14 protein-coding genes and 1 pseudogene are annotated in these 16,717 nt (G+C 74.3%); 9 read left to right on the top strand and 6 right to left on the bottom strand.

Going from position 1 to position 16,717, the window contains the following annotated elements:
* Nucleotides 1–6: 6 nt before the first annotated feature.
* Nucleotides 7–807 (bottom strand): hypothetical protein, encoded by an 801-nt coding sequence (locus tag C593_RS0103390; protein WP_026277310.1) that lies wholly within the window; start codon nucleotides 805–807, stop codon nucleotides 7–9.
* 153 nt (nucleotides 808–960) lie between these two features.
* Here C593_RS0103390 and C593_RS0103385 point away from each other — a divergent pair, with 153 nt between their 5' ends.
* From C593_RS0103385 to C593_RS0103360, 6 genes are all read left to right on the top strand, one after another.
* Nucleotides 961–2,244 carry an adenylosuccinate synthase gene (locus C593_RS0103385; protein WP_026277309.1) on the top strand — a complete coding sequence of 428 codons (1,284 nt, stop codon included), beginning with the start codon at nucleotides 961–963 and terminating at the stop codon, nucleotides 2,242–2,244.
* Nucleotides 2,245–2,367: 123 nt separating this feature from the next.
* Nucleotides 2,368–3,219, top strand: coding sequence for a Scr1 family TA system antitoxin-like transcriptional regulator (locus tag C593_RS0103380; RefSeq protein ID WP_106434540.1), 852 nt, complete (start codon nucleotides 2,368–2,370; stop codon nucleotides 3,217–3,219).
* A 12-nt stretch (nucleotides 3,220–3,231) separates the two neighbouring features.
* Entirely contained in the window at nucleotides 3,232–3,429 is a 198-nt protein-coding gene (locus C593_RS0103375; protein WP_018845902.1) for a DUF397 domain-containing protein, read from the top strand.
* 183 nt (nucleotides 3,430–3,612) lie between these two features.
* On the top strand, nucleotides 3,613–3,924 hold the full coding sequence (locus tag C593_RS0103370; protein ID WP_018845901.1) for a hypothetical protein: 312 nt from the start codon (nucleotides 3,613–3,615) through the stop codon (nucleotides 3,922–3,924).
* Entirely contained in the window at nucleotides 3,921–4,190 is a 270-nt protein-coding gene (locus C593_RS0103365; RefSeq protein ID WP_026277308.1) for a hypothetical protein, read from the top strand. The genes C593_RS0103370 and C593_RS0103365 overlap by 4 nt, the downstream gene beginning before the upstream one ends.
* A gap of 108 nt (nucleotides 4,191–4,298) precedes the next feature.
* Nucleotides 4,299–6,161: a serine/threonine-protein kinase gene (locus C593_RS0103360; RefSeq protein WP_026277307.1), complete on the top strand. Its 1,863-nt coding sequence runs from the start codon at nucleotides 4,299–4,301 to the stop codon at nucleotides 6,159–6,161.
* Between the two features lie 16 nt (nucleotides 6,162–6,177).
* Here C593_RS0103360 and C593_RS28740 read toward each other — a convergent pair whose 3' ends face one another.
* The 3 genes and pseudogenes from C593_RS28740 to C593_RS28735 all read right to left on the bottom strand — a co-directional run bounded on the left by C593_RS28740 (nucleotide 6,178) and on the right by C593_RS28735 (nucleotide 9,458).
* Nucleotides 6,178–6,444, bottom strand: coding sequence for an SCO0607 family lipoprotein (locus C593_RS28740; RefSeq protein ID WP_018845898.1), 267 nt, complete (start codon nucleotides 6,442–6,444; stop codon nucleotides 6,178–6,180).
* A 12-nt stretch (nucleotides 6,445–6,456) separates the two neighbouring features.
* On the bottom strand, nucleotides 6,457–7,374 hold the full coding sequence (locus C593_RS0103350) for a hypothetical protein (RefSeq protein ID WP_018845897.1): 918 nt from the start codon (nucleotides 7,372–7,374) through the stop codon (nucleotides 6,457–6,459).
* A gap of 201 nt (nucleotides 7,375–7,575) precedes the next feature.
* A pseudogene (locus C593_RS28735) lies at nucleotides 7,576–9,458 on the bottom strand (serine/threonine-protein kinase).
* Nucleotides 9,459–9,665: 207 nt separating this feature from the next.
* Between C593_RS28735 and C593_RS0103340 the strand changes: the two are divergent.
* Complete coding sequence (locus C593_RS0103340) at nucleotides 9,666–11,114, top strand: trypsin-like serine protease (RefSeq protein ID WP_018845896.1); 1,449 nt, start codon at nucleotides 9,666–9,668, stop codon at nucleotides 11,112–11,114.
* Between the two features lie 290 nt (nucleotides 11,115–11,404).
* Nucleotides 11,405–13,669: an N-acetylmuramoyl-L-alanine amidase gene (locus C593_RS0103335; RefSeq protein WP_018845895.1), complete on the top strand. Its 2,265-nt coding sequence runs from the start codon at nucleotides 11,405–11,407 to the stop codon at nucleotides 13,667–13,669.
* On the opposite strand, the gene C593_RS0103330 is transcribed toward C593_RS0103335, so the two are convergent.
* Together C593_RS0103330 and C593_RS0103325 are read right to left on the bottom strand one after the other, a co-directional pair.
* Complete coding sequence (locus C593_RS0103330; RefSeq protein WP_018845894.1) at nucleotides 13,662–14,264, bottom strand: MarR family winged helix-turn-helix transcriptional regulator; 603 nt, start codon at nucleotides 14,262–14,264, stop codon at nucleotides 13,662–13,664. The two genes, C593_RS0103335 and C593_RS0103330, sit on opposite strands and share 8 nt — an antisense overlap.
* Nucleotides 14,261–14,869, bottom strand: coding sequence for a DJ-1/PfpI family protein (locus C593_RS0103325; protein ID WP_018845893.1), 609 nt, complete (start codon nucleotides 14,867–14,869; stop codon nucleotides 14,261–14,263). The genes C593_RS0103330 and C593_RS0103325 overlap by 4 nt, the downstream gene beginning before the upstream one ends.
* 353 nt (nucleotides 14,870–15,222) lie before the next feature.
* Here C593_RS0103325 and C593_RS0103320 point away from each other — a divergent pair, with 353 nt between their 5' ends.
* Entirely contained in the window at nucleotides 15,223–16,599 is a 1,377-nt protein-coding gene (locus C593_RS0103320) for an aspartate aminotransferase family protein (RefSeq protein ID WP_018845892.1), read from the top strand.
* The last annotated feature ends 118 nt before the right edge of the window (nucleotides 16,600–16,717 follow it).

Here is a 16,717-nt window from a genome sequence, read left to right as displayed (position 1 = left end):
CCCCCGTCAGGCAACCGGCAGGGTGAGCCCCCACGCCCCCGGACGCAGGGTCCAGGTGCGGGTGCGGACCGGGCCGGTGACACGGGCGTCGGCCCGGTAGCGGAAGTCCGGGCCGGAGACGGTGACCGTGAGCGCGTCCGCGCGGACCGGGTCCGGGTCGCAGGCCCGGCGGACGACCACCTCGGCGCGGCCGTCCCGGCCCGCCCGGACGGACACCGCGTCCACCGGCTCGTCCAGGTCCGCGAGCAGGACGCCGTCCGCCTCCACGCGCAGGCGCTGCGGCCGGGGCGGGGCGGGCGCCGTCGGGGCCGGGCGGACCAGGGTGCGCACCAGGGAGCGGGCCGCGTTCCACACCGACGCCTCGGCCCGCGCGGCGGAGCGCAGGGCGGGGATGGTCAGCCCGCCGAGGACCACGCCGTCCGACTCGTCGACGAGCAGGTCGAGCCGGCGCACCGAGCCGTCGAGGACCGCGCGGGCCGCGGCGACCGCGCCCGCCGGTACGCCCAGCGACTGCGCGAGCTGCACGGACGCCCCGACCGGGACGACGGCCAGCGCGCCGTCCCCCAGCCAGCGGTCGCGGTGCAGCAGGGCCACCGCGCGCAGCAGGGCGCGGTCGTCGCCGACCACGACCGGCCGCCTCGGCCCGCGCCGGGCGAGGGCGCGGGCGAACTCCTCGGGTCCCCCGGGAAGGCAGATCTTCGCCTCCGACCCACCGCACAGCACATCCTTCGCGATACGCACGGATTCGCCGTCCGTTCTGCGGGCGACCGGGTCGATGACCACCAGTAGCTGGTCGTGAGCCGACACCTCGGTCCTTCCTCGGGTAGCATCTTTGTGCAAGAGCCCCTTGCGCTATTGCGCCAGGGGCTTCGTCTATTCCGGGGCAACCGGTCCGAAGACTCAGGCACGGCTCAGGCCCCCTGACCTTGGTCTTGCCCCGCCCGGAAGGGGTGTACGCCTGTGCCCGCACTTGTGCTGCTCGGTGCTCAGTGGGGTGACGAAGGCAAGGGAAAGGCCACTGACCTGCTCGGTGGTTCCGTGGACTATGTGGTGCGCTATCAGGGTGGCAACAACGCGGGCCACACGGTGGTCGTCGGTGACCAGAAGTATGCGCTCCACCTCCTCCCTTCCGGAATCCTCTCGCCCGGATGCACTCCGGTCATCGGCAACGGTGTCGTCGTGGACCCGGCGGTTCTGCTCTCCGAGCTGAGCGGGCTGAACGACCGCGGCGTCGACACGTCCAAGCTGCTGATCAGCGGTAACGCGCATCTGATCACTCCGTACAACGTCACCGTCGACAAGGTGACGGAACGGTTCCTCGGAAAGCGCAAGATCGGCACGACCGGGCGCGGCATCGGCCCGACGTACGCGGACAAGATCAACCGCACCGGTATCCGCGTGCAGGACCTGTACGACGAGTCGATCCTCCAGCAGAAGGTCGAGGCGGCCCTCGACACCAAGAACCAGCTGCTGACCAAGGTCTTCAACCGGCGCGCCATCGAGGCCGAGAAGATCGTCGAGGAGATGCTCCAGTACGCGGAGCAGATCCGTCCGTACGTCGCGGACACCACGCTGATCCTGAACAACGCGATCGACGAGGGCAAGGTCGTCCTCTTCGAGGGCGGCCAGGGCACCCTGCTCGACGTCGACCACGGCACGTACCCCTTCGTGACCTCCAGCAACCCGACCGCGGGCGGTGCCTGCACGGGCGCGGGCGTGGGTCCGACGAAGATCAGCCGGGTCATCGGCATCCTCAAGGCGTACACGACCCGCGTCGGCGCCGGCCCGTTCCCGACCGAGCTGTTCGACGAGGACGGCGAGGCGCTGCGCCGCATCGGCGGCGAGCGCGGCGTCACCACCGGCCGCGACCGCCGCTGCGGCTGGTTCGACGCGGTGATCGCCCGCTACGCGACCCGGGTCAACGGCCTGACCGACTTCTTCCTCACCAAGCTGGACGTGCTCACCGGCTGGGAGCAGATCCCGGTCTGCGTCGCGTACGAGATCGACGGCAAGCGGGTCGAGGAACTGCCCTACTCGCAGACGGACTTCCACCACGCGAAGCCGGTCTACGAGACCCTGCCGGGCTGGTCCGAGGACATCACCAAGGCCAAGACCTTCGCCGACCTGCCGAAGAACGCGCAGGCGTACGTGAAAGCCCTGGAGGACATGTCCGGCGCCCCGATCTCCGCGATCGGCGTGGGCCCGGGCCGCACGGAGACGATCGAGATCAACTCCTTCCTGTAGGCCCCACCCGTCCCACACCCGCCGGCCCGCCCCGGGGACACCTGCTCCCCGGGGCGGGCCGTCGGCGTGCGGGGGCGCGGCGCGCGCGGCTAGGCTGTCCCGGCGGGAAGGGGGTGGCCGGGAGTGAGCGTGAGGAAGCCGCCGACGGAGCGCAGGCGGCGGCTGGGCACGGAGTTGCGGCGCATGCGGGAGCGGGCGGGGCTGTCGTTGACCGCGGCGGCTGCTCTCCACGGTGTGGACAAGACCACGATCAGCAACAGCGAATCCGCGCGATTCGGCGTCAGCCCTGACCGGGTGCGTGTCTGGGCGGCCAACTACGCCTGCCCGGATCCCACCTACGTCGACGCCTTGGCCGCGATGGCGGGCGAACGAGGCTCGCACTGGTGGGACGAGTACCGGGACGCCCTCTCGGCGCCGATGGTCGACATCGCGGAGCTGGAACACCATGCGGTTGCGCTCCGCGCCTCGTTGATCCTGCATCTGCCCGGGCTGCTTCAGCAGCCCGACTACATGCGAGCGGTCTTCGAGGAGGCCGTACCCGCGCTGTCCCCGGAACTTCTCGACAGGAACATCGAGTTCCGTGGGGCACGGCAGCGCGTGCTGGACGCACCGGCCGGACTTCCCTGCGACTTCCTCGTCCATGAGTCGGCGCTGCGCGTGGCGTTCGGCGGCCGTCAGGTGATGGAACGCCAACTGAGGCATCTCCTGGCCGAGTCGGACCGGGACAACGTACGCGTGCTGGTCATCCCCTTCGCGGCGGGCGGTATCCCCAATGCCGGTTCCTCCGCGCTCTACGCCGAAGGTCCGGTATCGGCCCTGGACACGGTGCAGATCGACGTGCCGCCCGGGACGATCTTCCGTCACGCCGAGGTGGAGCTCGTCAAGTACCGTCACGTGCTGGACCGAGTGGAGCAGCGTGCACTGAGCCCGGATGAGTCTCAGGACTTCATCCGTTCGGTGCTGCGAGAGATGTGAGGGTTGATTCGGGTGGACTTCTCCGGAGTGAGCTGGCGCAAGTCGTCGTTCTCCGACCAGGAGGGCAACTGCGTCGAACTGGCCGAGTTCGAGGGCGACATCCTCATGCGGGAGAGCGACGACCCCTCCGTGGTCGTCCGCACGAGCAGGCGGAAACTCAAGGCGTTTCTGGACGGAGCCCGTGCGGGGGAGTTCGACGACCTGGTGTGAGCAGCTGCGGCATATGCCGTTCCTGTGTTCGTGACGCCTAAATGTTGATGAGTGCTGACTCTTCGCGCTACCGTCTCAACTACACGCGGTAGCGGTCCCGTTGCCGCACGCACACAAGCGCCCCGGCGGTGTTAGCGGCACCCCGGGGCGTGGCCAACGCCCTTCACAGAGGAGCACGTCAGCATGCCCAAGACTATCCGCCGGGCCGTCCGGCGCGCATCCGGTCGGCTTGTCCGGCCCTTCCTCCCCCGGCGTGCGACGCCGATTGCGCAGCATGCCGAACTCGTGGTGCGGGCGCAGCGGGACGTGCCCGGGGAACAGCACGACACCGTGCTGCTCGACCACCCCGGCCCCCTGGTGCGGCCCTACCTCGTCGCGTACGAGCAGCAGGAACGCCGGACGACCCTGGAGTTGGCGCTCGACGGGATCGACACGGGGCCATGGGTCATTCACGGCCACGAGGTCGGGATGCCCGTCATGGGGGTGGCGGCATGAGTGACAGCGGCAGCAGGCTGCGGATCAGCAGGGTGCCCGGCAAGCCCGTGCGGCGGGAGGCGGACGGGCGGTTCGCGATCGACCTGTGGCTCATCCGGGCCGGCACTTTCGACACCGACCTGGCTCTGCGGCTGACGCCCGCCGAGGCGGAGTCGCTGCACGCGCAGCTGTGCTTCGCGCTGGACGACGTGCCACCGGCGGAGGCCGCCCGCCGGGTCCCGGACTGCCGGGGACCGGCCGGGGGTGCCTCTGTCCGGTGGCCCTGAGGGGACGGGCGCGCCCGCTTCGTACGCGGCACGTTGTCGGGACGTCCTGAACCGGCCGGTAACCGGGGGCGTGTCCCGGTTGTCGCCAAAGTCTCGTAGCATCCCCGCATGAACGAGGGGGAGCCCGCGAGACGGGTGATCGACGGACGCTTCGAGCTGGAGGCACGGCTCGGGGGCGGCGGTATGGGCATGGTGTGGCGGGCGCGCGATCTGGTGCTGGACCGGGCCGTGGCGCTGAAGGAGGTGCGGCCGCCCGATCCGGGGCTCGCCGAGTACGACCCCGAGGCGGCGGCCACGCTCCGCGAGCGGGTGCTGCGCGAGGCCCGGGCACTGGCCCGGGTCGACCATCCGAACGTGGTCACCATCCACCACGTCGTGGACGGCGGCGAGCACGCCTACCCCTGGCTGGTCATGGAGCTGGTGACCGGCGGTTCCCTCGCCGACCGGCTCGCGCGCGGGCCGATGGAGCCGCGGGAGGCCGCGCGGCTCGGCCGGGAGGTGCTCGCCGCGCTGCGCGCCGCGCACGAGGCCGGGATCCAGCACCGGGACGTGAAGCCCGCCAACGTGCTGCTCCGCCCCGACGGCCGCCCCGTCCTCACCGACTTCGGCATCGCGGCCATCCGCGAGTCGACCGCGCTCACCGTGACCGGCTCCATCATCGGCACCCCCGACTACATGGCCCCCGAGCGCATCTCGGGTGCCGACGGCGGGCCGGAGTCCGATCTGTGGTCGCTGGCGATGATGCTGTACGTCGCCGTCGAGGGCCACCACCCGTTGCGCAGGGGCACCACCCTCGCCACCCTCGCGGCCGTGCTCAGCGAGGAGTTGCCGCCTCCGCGGCGGGCGGGCGTGCTCGCGCCGGTGCTCGCCGCCGTACTGGTCAAGGACCCGGCGGCGCGGGCGGACGTGGACACGGTGGACGGGCTGCTCGCGGCAGCGGCAGCGGCGGGGTCCGAGGGCACGGGCCCGGCCCCGGCCGGGGACGGCGCCACCTCGTACCCGCTGGCACCGCCCGCGTCCGCGACCCCGTCCGCGACCCCGCCCCCGGGCTTCGGCCCGCCGACGGCGGGTCCGGGCGCCACGGGCCCGGGGACGACGGGCCGGGCGACGCCGTGGCCGCCGGCCGGGACCCCCTACCCGGCGACCGGGCCGACGCCGTACCCCTCCGGGCCGACCCCGTACGCCGTGCCCGGCGGGGAACCGCGCGACCACGCCGTGCGGATCGCGGCGGGCGGCGACGCGGAGGCCCGGCGGCGGGAGGAGGCGCGGCGCCGGCGCTTCCGGCGCATCGCCGTGGGCTCCTCGCTCGCCTCCACGGTGCTCGCGGGCGTCCTGGTGTGGAACTTCCTTCCCGACCGCGACGGTTCGGGCGACGCGGACGCCAAGTCCCCGGGCCCGGTCGCGTCCGGTTCGCGCGGCCCGGCGCCCACCGCCTCCAAGGCGGCGGACCTCCCGGCGGACGCGGGTGACGATTCCGGCGGCGCGGCGGGGGAGCCGGAGGAGGCGCCGGAGAACCTGCTGACCCCGGACGGCATCCGCACCGCCGTGAAGGCGCTCAAGGAGGCCACCGGGTCGGACCGGATGAGTTCCCTCTCCGTCTATCCGGAGCACGTCTCGGCCAACGTCATGCTCAAGGGCAGCAAGAGCCGTTACGACAGCTGGACCTACCGGCCCGGTGAGGGGGCGAAGAAGGGGATCATCAGCGGTTCGGTGAGCCCGCTCGACAGCCCCTTCGAGGTGGACGGCTTCGACTGGGACGCGGTGCCGGGCCTGCTCGGGCAGGCGGAGAAGAAGCTCAACGTCAAGGACGTGAACTCCCGCTACCTGCTCGTCGAGGGGAAGGACCCGACCTTCGGCGACCCCGAGAACATGAAGGTCTACCTCTCGAACGCCTACAGCCAGAGCGGCTATCTGGAGGCCGACCCCAAGGGCAGGGTCACCCGGGTGATGCCCAACGAGGACGAGGACTGACGCGCGTCACCGCCCGTCACCCCGCGGCGGGCGCGTCGGCCGCCCCGGGGACCTCGACGATCTCGCCGTCCTCGTCGACGGTGTGCGTGTCCCAGTACACGTCCCACTCGTCGTCGACCTTCTGCGGCACCTTGCCCTCGGGGTAACGGGTGTAGCCCTCCGGGACCTTCTCCTCGTCCTTGACGCAGGCGGAACCGGTCCCGCCGACCGAGATGACGGGGTACTCGCCCCCGGCGCAGATGTCGTCCTGGAAGGAGAGGCCGGAGCAGCCGGTCAGGGCCACGGCCGCGACCGGTCAGGGGTGCTCGAAGCCCTGGAGGACGCCCGCCCCGGCGAAGCACAACGCCCCCGCCAGAGTGCACCAGTTGGCGACCGCCAGGCTCACGGGCGACTCGGAGCCCGGGGTGACCAGGTCGGCGACGGCGGCCAGCATGAACAGCGCCGAACCCGCCAGGTTCACGGCCACGATCCACCAGCCGAGGTCGTGCACCCGGATGCCCGAGCGGCCGTGGCACACCTCCGCGAGGGCGAGTTGGCCGGAGATCAGGAAGAGCACACAGCCGATGACGTCCGGGGCCCACACCAGGCGGGCAGCCTGCTGGGTGGTCAGGCCCTGGAGGAAGGAGTCCAGCAGGTTGACGCCGAACACCAGGGTCCCGGCGAACAGCAGGAAGGTGCCGAGCCAGTCGATCCGCATCGGCTCGTAGCTCCACCAGCGCCAGGGCACGGGCTCCAGCCGGTCCCCGTCGGCCGAGCGGCGCGGCGCGTTCAGGGTCTGGAGGAGGGAGACATAGCCGCCGGTGTTGAAGAACAGCCCGCCGGTGAAGTACGTGACCGTGGTGGCGACCGCCTCCCCGGGCGCGGCGATCGCCAGCGCGGCCCCGGCGGCGAACAGGGCCCCGCCGACGGTGAAGGCGATCGCGGTGAGGGTGTTGAGCCTCCGCAGCCGGGCCAGGGTCTGCCGGTCCGCGGGCCGCAGTACGGCCTCCGCCTCGTGCGCCGTCCGGACGGTGAGCGCTCCCAGCTTGCGCACCGCCCGCGACTCCCACACGGCCGTGCCGCCCTCGGCGCTGCGCCACGTCAGCCGGGTCGTGAACGGCCCGGCGCCCTCGGCCCGCGCTCCGCCGCGCTCCTGGTCACGGCCCCGCGCCCCGCCGGGCTCGTCGTCACCGCCCCGCTCCCCGCCACGGCCCGGTTCCTCGTCACGACGCACGCGCGTCAGCGTAGTGAGCCGTGCACGGCGATCCGCGCACCGACGCGGGGCCGCGCGCCCACGCCCCGGGCCCGTCGGGTCCCGTCCACTCCGCACACACGCGGGCACCTCGGGGCGGCGCACGCCGGACGCCCGTGGGTGGTGACGACGCCCTGGCCGGGCCGCGCAGCCGGTAGGCCAGGAGGCCGGGCGCCGGGAACATCAGCGGCGGACGTACTCGCCCGGTTCCCCGTCCGCGCTCATCCCGTACAGCAGAAGCCGCTCCCGCCCGTCGAAGCGATCGGTGCGCAGGTTCTGGGAGGCCGCGTCCCAGGGACAGTCGGCGTCGGACGCCTTGCGGTCCGGCACGGGCGGGCCGACGACCAGGAGGCTGCCGACGCCGCCGAGGACCGCCGTGGACGCGCAGTTCATGCTGCCGCCGACCGGCTCGCCCGTCTCGTCGTCCGTGCGCGGGAACACCGTGTCGTAGCGGACCACGGCGGAGCCGACCGGGCCCTGGGTGACCGTGACCCGGCGCTCGAAGAGATCCGCCCGGCCGCCGTCCCACTCCGGGCCCGTCTCGTCCTCGATCCAGGTGCCGACGTACTTCGCCGGGACCGCCTCCGGGCCCGCGCCCGCCTTGCGGAAGGTGGCGGTGACCGCGCCGGAGGTCCACTCCAGCACGTCGGGGGAGCGGACGGTGAGGGTCTGGTGCGCGGCTGGGGTGCACTGCTGTTCCGGGACGCTCACGGTCACGTCGCTCTCGCCGAACACGATCCGGTCGGCGTCCGCGGAGACCAGCACGGACCGGCCCATGCACAGGCGTTCGCCGGTGACGGTCACGTACACGGCTGCCTTCTCGCCCTCCGCGCCCTGACCGATCTCGATGCGGCCGGTCGAGCGCGGGGCCTCGGCCGGACCGTCGAGCACACCCTCCCAGGCGCCGAGGAAGACCTCGGGTACCGCGCCGGAGGTACGCGAGGCGCCGGCCGGGCGCCCCGCGTCGCCGTCGGGGCCGGTGGCGCCGTCGTCGGGCCACAGGGCGACGGCCGTGCCCGCCCCGGCGAGCGCCAGCACGGCGGCCGTCGCGGCGAGGATCCGGCCGCGCCGCCGGGCCGGGCGGGACCCGCTCCCGGGCGGATCACCCTCGCCGGTGTCCGGGCTCCCGGCCGGCGGGGTCGGATCGTGCGGGCGCCGGTCCGACCCCGGCACCGGGGTGTTCGCGTCCAGCACCCGCGCGGCGCTGCGGCCGACCCGGGCGAGGACGTCCGCGGGCAGCCAGGCTCCGGCCGGGCCCCGCTCCCCGGCCGCGAGCACCGAGGCGGGCGGGCGCCGGGACGGGTCCTTGTCCAGGCAGGAGCGGACCAGGGGTGCCAGTTCGGACGGCAGGCCGGTGAGATCCGGTTCGTCGTGCGCGATACGGAACATGGTCGCGTGCGCGCCGCTGTCCGCCGAACCGAAAGGGGGTGTGCCGGTGGCCGCGTAGGCGAGGACCGCGCCCAGGCAGAAGACGTCGGAGGCTGGCGTCAGCTTCTCGCCGCGCACCTGCTCGGGGGACATGAAGCCGGGGGAGCCGACCACCGCGCCGGTGCCCGTGAGTCCGCCGTCGTGACGGTGTCCACGGCCCGCGCGATACCGAAGTCGATGACGCGCGGCCCGTCCACGGTCAGCAGGATGTTGGACGGCTTCAGATCGCGGTGCACGAGCCCGGCCGCGTGGATGAGGGTCAGCGCCTCGGCGAGACGGCCCGCGAGCGCCCGCACGGTGGGCGGCGGCAGCGGGCCGAACTCCTCGCCGACGACCTCCCGCAGGGACGGGCCGGGAACGTAGGCGAGCGCCACCCAGGGGGCCGCCGCCTCGGTGTCGGAGTCGATGACGGGGGCGGTTCCGGCGCCGCCGACGCGCTCCAGCGCGGCCACCTCACGGGCGAACCGCCGCCGGAACTCCTCCTGTTCCGCGAGCTGCGCGTGGACCACCTTCACGGCGACCGCGCGGCCGCCCTCCGAGCGCGCCAGGAACACCCGTCCCATGCCGCCGGTGCCGAGCCGGCCGATGAGACGGAACGGGCCGATCGCGGCCGGGTCGTCGGGAGTCAGGGCGTCCACGCCCGCGATCCTCGCACAGGGGGCCGGGGGCTGTGGTGGGTGCGCCCGCCGGGTGCGGGGCGCTCGGGGGCGGTCCGGCCGCGGGAGGCTGAACGCCCCGGCCCCCGGGCGCGTATGGAACGACGAGAGGGACGACAACGCACCGGAGCGGACCGGGCCGGACCCGGCCGGGGCCGCACCCGCACGACGAGGACCTTGGGGCCGCGCATGAAGCACGCACGACGGAACCTGCGGCGCCTGGTGCGTCTGGCGGCCGCCGGCGGGCTCGTCTGCGGCGGCCTGATCACCACCGGCGCCTTCGCCGCCGACCCCGGCCCGGGGGACGGGACGCGGCGGGCCGCACCCGTCACCGCCCTGGTCGACCGGCTGGGCACCGCCCGCACGGCGGGCAGCTGGACCGCCGCCGACGGGCGGACCGTCGTCGCCGTCACCGACCGGGACGCGGCGGACGAGGTGCGCGAGGCCGGGGCGGAGCCGCGGCTCGTCCGGCACAGCGCGGACCGGCTGCGCGAGGCCACCGAGTCGCTGCGGACCGCGCCCCGGGTGCCCGGGACCGCGTGGGCGGTGGACTACGCGTCCAACGAGGTCCGGGTCCGGGCCGACCGCACCGTCTCCTCCGGCGACTGGTCCCGGATGACCGGACTCGCCGAGAGCATCGGCGACGTCGTCCGGATGGAGCGCACCACGGGCTCCTTCACCACCCGGGTCAGCGGCGCCTCCTCGATCGCCGGCGACCAGCGCCGCTGCTCCGCCGGGTTCAACGTGACCGACGGGCAGGACGCGTTCATCCTCACCGCCGGTCACTGCGGGCCGCAGGGCACGGCGTGGTTCCGGGGCGGCGGCGGCCAGTCGGAGGGGCTGCTCGGCACGACCACCGCGTCCGCCTTCCCGGGCACCGACTACTCCCTGGTGCGGTACGGCAGCGAGGCGTCGGCCGACCTCACCAACGTGGTCGCCATCGGCCAGGGGCGCGGGGTCCGTATCGTCGGCACGGCGGACGCGACGGTGGGGGCGCAGGTCTTCCGCAGCGGCAGCACCACCGGCTTCCGCACCGGCCGGGTGACCGCCGTGAACGCGACCGTCAACTACCCCGAGGGCACGGTCACCGGGCTCATCGAGACCACGGTCTGCGCCGAACCGGGCGACAGCGGGGGCCCGTTGTTCTCCGAGGGGCTGGCGATCGGGCTGACCTCGGGCGGCGACGGCGACTGCGACACCGGCGGCACCACCTACTTCCAGCCGGTCACCTCCGCCCTGGAGGACCTGGGCGTCCGCCTCGCGGGCGTCACCCCGGCTGCCGGGCCGGACGGCACCGGGGCGGGCGAAGGCACCGGAGCAGCGGACGGCGCAACGGGCGAGGCGGCCGGCGCGGCCGCGGGCGCAGCGGGCGACGGGGCGGCCGCGGGCGGGGGCACCGGGAACGGCACCGGCACGGCCCCGGCGACGGGCGTGAGTGCGGGCGCCGGGGCGGTACCGGGGGCGGCCGCGCCGCCCGGGGACGCCCGCCGGGTCACCAGCATCGTGGAGTTCGACGATCCCGGCCTCGGGCTGGGCGTCATCGGCGTCAGTCTGGTGGTCCTGGTGGCCGCCCGCCGGATCGGCGCGGCGCAGGAGCGACGGGACTTCCGGAGCATGCAGTCCGCCACCTGGGGCTGAAGCGGGGCCACCGCCCGTTCCCGGGGCTGAAGCGGGGCCACCGCCCGTTCCCGGGGCTGAAGCGGGGCGACTCCTCGTCGCCGGTCTGCTTCGCTCGCCGCAATCAGGTACGCATACCCCCAACTCGCCCCCGTATGCGCTTCCGGGGGGATGCGCATGCGGGGGACGTGCGAGCGGCCGGTGTACTTTCTCGGGTGAGGGGCCTGGGAGGGCTGTGCCGCGTCGGGCGGACGGGACCGGTCCCGACACGACACAAGGGGTGGGGCTGCGTGAAGCGGCGTCGTATCTGGGTGACGGCGGCCGTCGCCGTCACGTGCGTGACCGGGGTGCTGGTCGTGCAGGCGGCGGGGGACGGCGGAGGCCGGCCCGTGGCGGAGGACGGACGGCCGGGACCGGTGCGCGCGGAAGCGCACACCCGGCCGCTGAAGACGGCCGACCAGGGGCGCAGCGCCTTGCTGGCGCGGTCCGGCACCGAACCGTTCAGCATGATCGGCGTCACCTGGACCGACCCGGAGGCCCGGGTCACGGGCACGGTCGAGGCCCGGACCCGTGCGGTCGCCTCCGGTGAGTGGTCGCCGTGGCTGCGGCTGGAGGCGGACAGCGGCCCGGGCGAGAGCGGAGCCGCGCGCGGCGGCACCGAGCCCGCCTGGGTGGGCCCGTCGGACGGTGTCGAGGTGCGGGTCCGCTCCGGGGGCGGCGCGACCGCCGGCCTGCCGGACGGCCTGCGCCTGGACATGATCGACCCGGGCCGGGGCGGTATGGCCCCCGCCGCGTTCGCCTCGGACGGCGACGAGAGCGCGAGCCCGTCGCCCTCGGACCCGGAGCCGACGCCCTCCGACCCCGTTTCCCCGGACCCGTCGCCCGGGCCGGGTGACCCCTCCGGGCCGGCGGAGCCGTCACCCACCGAGTCCGCGCCGGCCGCCTCGCCGAGCGTGCCCGCCTCGCCGTCGCCCCCGCCGTCCCCGACGCCGTCCCCCTCGGTGTCCACGCCCGTGCCCTCGCCGACGGTCAGCGTGCCGCCGGCCCCGCCGTCCACCGTGCCGAAGCCGGCGATCACCAGCCGTGCGGGCTGGGGCGCGGACGAGTCGATCAGCCCGGAGGCCCCCGGCTATCTGCCCGGGGAGAGGGTCAAGGCGGTCGTGGTCCACCACACCGCCGAGTCGAACAGCTACACCTGCGCCCAGGCCCCGGCCGTGGTGCGCGGCATCTACGCGTACCACGTACGGCAGTTGGGCTGGAAGGACATCGGCTACAACTTCCTGGTCGACAAGTGCGGCACGGTGTACGAGGGCCGCAAGGGCGGTGTGGACCGGCCGGTGATGGGCGCGCACGCCTACGGCTTCAACGCCGAGACGACCGGGATCTCCGTCCTCGGCACCTACACGGACACCGCTCCGGCGCAGGCGGCGATGACCGCGGTGGCGCGCGTCGCCGCGTGGAAGCTCGGCCAGTACGGCGTGGACCCGGCCGGCACCACGACGCTGGTGGCGGGCGCCGCCGGCCGCAGCTACGCGGGCAAGACCTGGGCGAGCGGGGCGAAGCTGACGCTGCCCACGATCCACGGGCACCGGGACGGCTACAACACGCAGTGCCCCGGCAACGCCTTCTACCAACAGCTCGGCGCTCTGCGCTCCCTGGCCGGCGGGCCCGTGTCGGGGCTGGCGATCACCTCCGTGACGGACGCACAGGCGGCCGGGTCCACCTACTGGACGCGTTCCGCCGTCACCGTGAACTGGTCGGTGAAGACGCCGAGTTCGCTGGTGAAGCGGTACGAGCTGCTGGTCGGCGGCAAGGTCGCCGCGACCACCGCCCCGAACGTGCTGTCCGCGAAGGCGACCCTCACGGCGGGCAGCCACCAGCTCGCGGTCCGCGCGGTCCACCAGTCCGGCAGGACGGCGACCACGGCTCCCCTCACCGTGGTGGCCGAGACGACCGCGCCCACCTTCCCCGGCAAGCCCGCCCTCGCCCTGCGCACCGGCACGGTCGAGGCCGGGGCCGTCCCCGTGACCCTGAGCTGGAAGGCGGCCGACAGCGGTTCGCTCAAGGAGGTCCGGCTGGCGGCCCCGGCCCGGACCTACGGGCCGACCGTGCTCAGCGCCGCGCACTCCGCCAAGCCCGCGGTGGCCACCACCTGGAAGCTGACCGCCCACGACCGGGCCGGGAACACCGCCTCGGCCTCCGTCGCCGGTACGCCGGTGATCCTCCAGGAGACCTCCGCCACCCGCGGCGGCGCGTGGACGAGCCGTTCCTCCGGCAGCTACCTGGGCGGCAAATCCCTCTCCAGCTCGGCCAGGAACGCCAGCCTGAGCTGGACCTTCACCGGCCGGTCGGTCTCCTGGGTGGTCTCCCGCGCGGCGACCTCCGGACAGGTCCACATCTACGTGGACGGCGTGAAGGCCACCACGGTCGACCTCAAGTCCGCGACGACCAGGTACCGGGACGCGATCTGGACCAAGTCCTGGTCCACCAGCGCCAAGCACACGGTGAAGATCGTCGTGGCGGGCACCTCGGGGCGGCCGACGATCACCACGGACGGCCTGGTCTACCTCAAGTGACCCCGGCGGAGGGGCCGTCCGGCGAGCCGTCCGACGGGTCGCCCGGCGGCCCCTCCGCCTCGATCTCCTCCATCGCCCGGGCCAGGCGCTCCAGGACCTCCGCGGTCTCGGCGAAGGCGGCCGGGCCGAGGGCGGCCGACAGGCGGCCGGCCAGGGCCGCGTGGCCCGGGTCGATGCTGCGGACCGCCGCCCGGCCGTGCTCGGTGGCGTGCAGGAGCTTGGCGCGGCGGTGGGCGGGGTTCTCCCGGTACTCGGCGAGGCCCTGCCCGACCAGGACGTCCGCGACGCGCTGCACGCTCTGGCGGGTGATCCCCATGGCACGGGCGATGCCGGCGACGGACTGGGGGGCCCGGAGCACCGCGCCGAGGACCTGCCAGCGGGCGGCGGTGAGACCGCCCGCGCGGGCGAGCCCGTCCGAGACGGAGAGGAACCGGCCGTTCAGCCGGAAGACCCCGAGGGCGGTGCGGGTCAGCAGCTCCCGCGGGTCGGGCGCGTCCCCCGCCGGGGCCGCCCCGGCGGGGGACGCGCCCGGTCCGGCCGTGGTACCGGCCGGGTGCGCGGCGCCGTCCGTGCCGGTGGTGCGGTGCTCGTTCACGCGGACAGGACCTCGTACGCTGACGGGTCGGAGTCGTGGAACAGGCGGTACCACGCGTCCAGCTTCTCGCCCTCGTAGACGCCCAGCCGCGCGAAGACCTCCCGGGCCAGGGCGACGGGCTCGGTCGGCCCGGCGGTGATCAGGTCGCCGTCCGTGACCGCGTCGGCCTCCACATAGCGCTCGCCGCCCCCGTAGCCGGTGGCCGCGAGGTAGAAGGAGACCGCGCTGGTGTGCGCGCGGTCGTCGAGCAGGCCCTCGCGGGCGAGTCCGGCCGTCGCCCCGCAGATCGCCGCGACCGGGACGCCCGCCGCCAGGAAGGTACGCGCGGCGGCGGCGAACGGCGCGAGTGTGTCGCCCGTGTCCCACAGGGCCGCGCCCGTGAGGATCAGCAGGGAGCTGTCGGCGGGGGACAGGTCCGCCAGGGCGAGGTCGGGGCGGACGCGGAGCCCGCCCATGGTGGTGACCGGGTCGGTGGTGAGGCCGACCGTGCGCACGGTGAATCCGTTCTGCGTGAGATGCGCCGTGGTGTGGCCGGTCTCCCAGTCGGCGAAGGTGTCGTAGACGGCCAGGTGGACGGTACTGCCGTGGGCGCTGCTGCCGGTCATGGCGCTCTCCTCGGGGTCGGCCCTCGGTACCGGCTCGTCGCGTCGAGCCGATGACAGCAGGCTGTCATTACGTCAGCATGCTGTCAATGGGTGGGGGCCGGACACCGCCGGCACCCGGCTTCGCGACGACCGGCACGCGGCTCCGCCACGGCCGCCATCCGGCACCGCGACGACCGCCACGGCCGCCATCCGGCACCGCGACGACCGCCACGCGGCACCGCGGCGGCCGCCATCCGGCTCCGCGGTGGCCGCCATCCGGCTCCGCGGTGGCCGACACCCTGCCCAGATATGCGGCCCACCCCCCGACAGGGTGGCCATACCGGTCCCCGGGCCCCTTCCTTACCCTGGCCCGCATGACCCCTCATGCCGATCCGCAGGCCGGTGCCGCCGTCAAGGCGGCGGACCGCGCGCACGTGTTCCACTCCTGGTCCGCCCAGGGCCTGATCGACCCGCTCGCCGTCGCCGGCGCCGAGGGGGCGCACTTCTGGGACTACGACGGGAACCGCTACCTCGACTTCACCAGCGGCCTCGTCTACACCAACATCGGGTACCAGCACCCGAAGGTCGTCGCGGCGATCCAGGAGCAGGCGGGCCGGCTCGCGACCTTCGCCCCCGCCTTCGCCGTCGAGGCCCGTTCCGAGGCGGCCCGGCTGATCGCGGAGCGGACCCCCGGCGATCTCGACAAGATCTTCTTCACCAACGGCGGCGCCGAGGCGGTCGAGCACGCCGTGCGGATGGCCCGCCTGCACACCGGCCGCCCCAAGATCCTCTCCGCGTACCGCTCGTACCACGGCGGCACCGCCACCGCGATCAACATCACCGGTGACCCGCGCCGCTGGGCGAGCGACACCGCCTCGGCCGGTGTCGTGCACTTCTGGGGTCCGTTCCTCTACCGCTCGCCGTTCTACTCGGCGACCGAGGAGGAGGAGTGCGCCCGCGCCCTCGCGCACCTGGAGGACACGATCGCCTTCGAAGGGCCGGGGACGATCGCCGCGATCGTGCTGGAGACCGTGCCGGGCACCGCGGGCATCATGACCCCGCCGCCGGGCTACCTCGCCGGCGTCCGCGAGATCTGCGACCGGTACGGCATGGTCTTCGTCCTCGACGAGGTCATGGCGGGCTTCGGCCGTACGGGCCGGTGGTTCGCCGCCGAGCACTTCGGTGTGGTGCCGGACCTGATGACCTTCGCCAAGGGCGTCAACTCGGGCTATGTGCCCCTCGGCGGCGTCGCGATCTCCGAGCGGATCGCCGCCACCTTCGACCGCCGCCCCTACCCGGGCGGCCTCACCTACTCCGGGCACCCGCTGGCCTGCGCGGCGGCCGTCGCCACCATCCGGGTCATGGCCGAGGAGAAGGTCGTCGAGAACGCGGCCCACCTCGGTGAGACGGTGGTGGCCCCCGCGCTGCGCGAACTCGCCGCCCGCCACCCCTCGGTGGGCGAGGTGCGCGGTCTGGGCATGTTCTGGGCCCTCGACCTGGTCCGCGACCGGGAGACCCGTGAGCCGCTGGTCCCGTACAACGCGACGGGCGAGGCGAACGCGCCGATGGCCGCGTTCGCCGCCGCGTGCCGCGAGGGCGGTCTCTGGCCCTTCGTCAACATGAACCGCACCCACGTCGTTCCGGCCTGCAACGTCACGGAGGCGGAGGTCAAGGAGGGCATCGCGATCCTGGACGCGGCGCTGTCGGTCGCGGACGAGCACACCGCCCGGGGCGGTGGCGCGACGGCGTAACCGGCCCGCGCGCAGCGCGGTTCCGGGCCCGTGCCGGATGGCGGCGGGCGCCCGGGACGTGCGACGGCGGGGGCCCGGGCCGTGCGACGGCAAGGCCGGGGCCGGGTGACGGTCGAGC

The sequence above is a fragment of the Streptomyces sp. CNT372 genome (genome assembly GCF_000377145.1).
This window is presented reverse-complemented; position numbering and strand designations above follow the sequence as displayed.

Excerpts from the sequence above, each read along its gene's own strand:
- C593_RS0103370 (WP_018845901.1), top strand. The coding sequence starts at position 3,613 with ATGCCCAAGACTATCCGCCGGGCCGTCCGGCGCGCATCCGGTCGGCTT.
- C593_RS0103365 (WP_026277308.1), top strand. The coding sequence starts at position 3,921 with ATGAGTGACAGCGGCAGCAGGCTGCGGATCAGCAGGGTGCCCGGCAAG.
- C593_RS0103325 (WP_018845893.1), bottom strand. The coding sequence starts at position 14,869 with ATGACCGGCAGCAGCGCCCACGGCAGTACCGTCCACCTGGCCGTCTAC.
- C593_RS0103340 (WP_018845896.1), top strand. The coding sequence starts at position 9,666 with ATGAAGCACGCACGACGGAACCTGCGGCGCCTGGTGCGTCTGGCGGCC.
- C593_RS0103320 (WP_018845892.1), top strand. The coding sequence starts at position 15,223 with ATGACCCCTCATGCCGATCCGCAGGCCGGTGCCGCCGTCAAGGCGGCG.
- C593_RS0103360 (WP_026277307.1), top strand. The coding sequence starts at position 4,299 with ATGAACGAGGGGGAGCCCGCGAGACGGGTGATCGACGGACGCTTCGAG.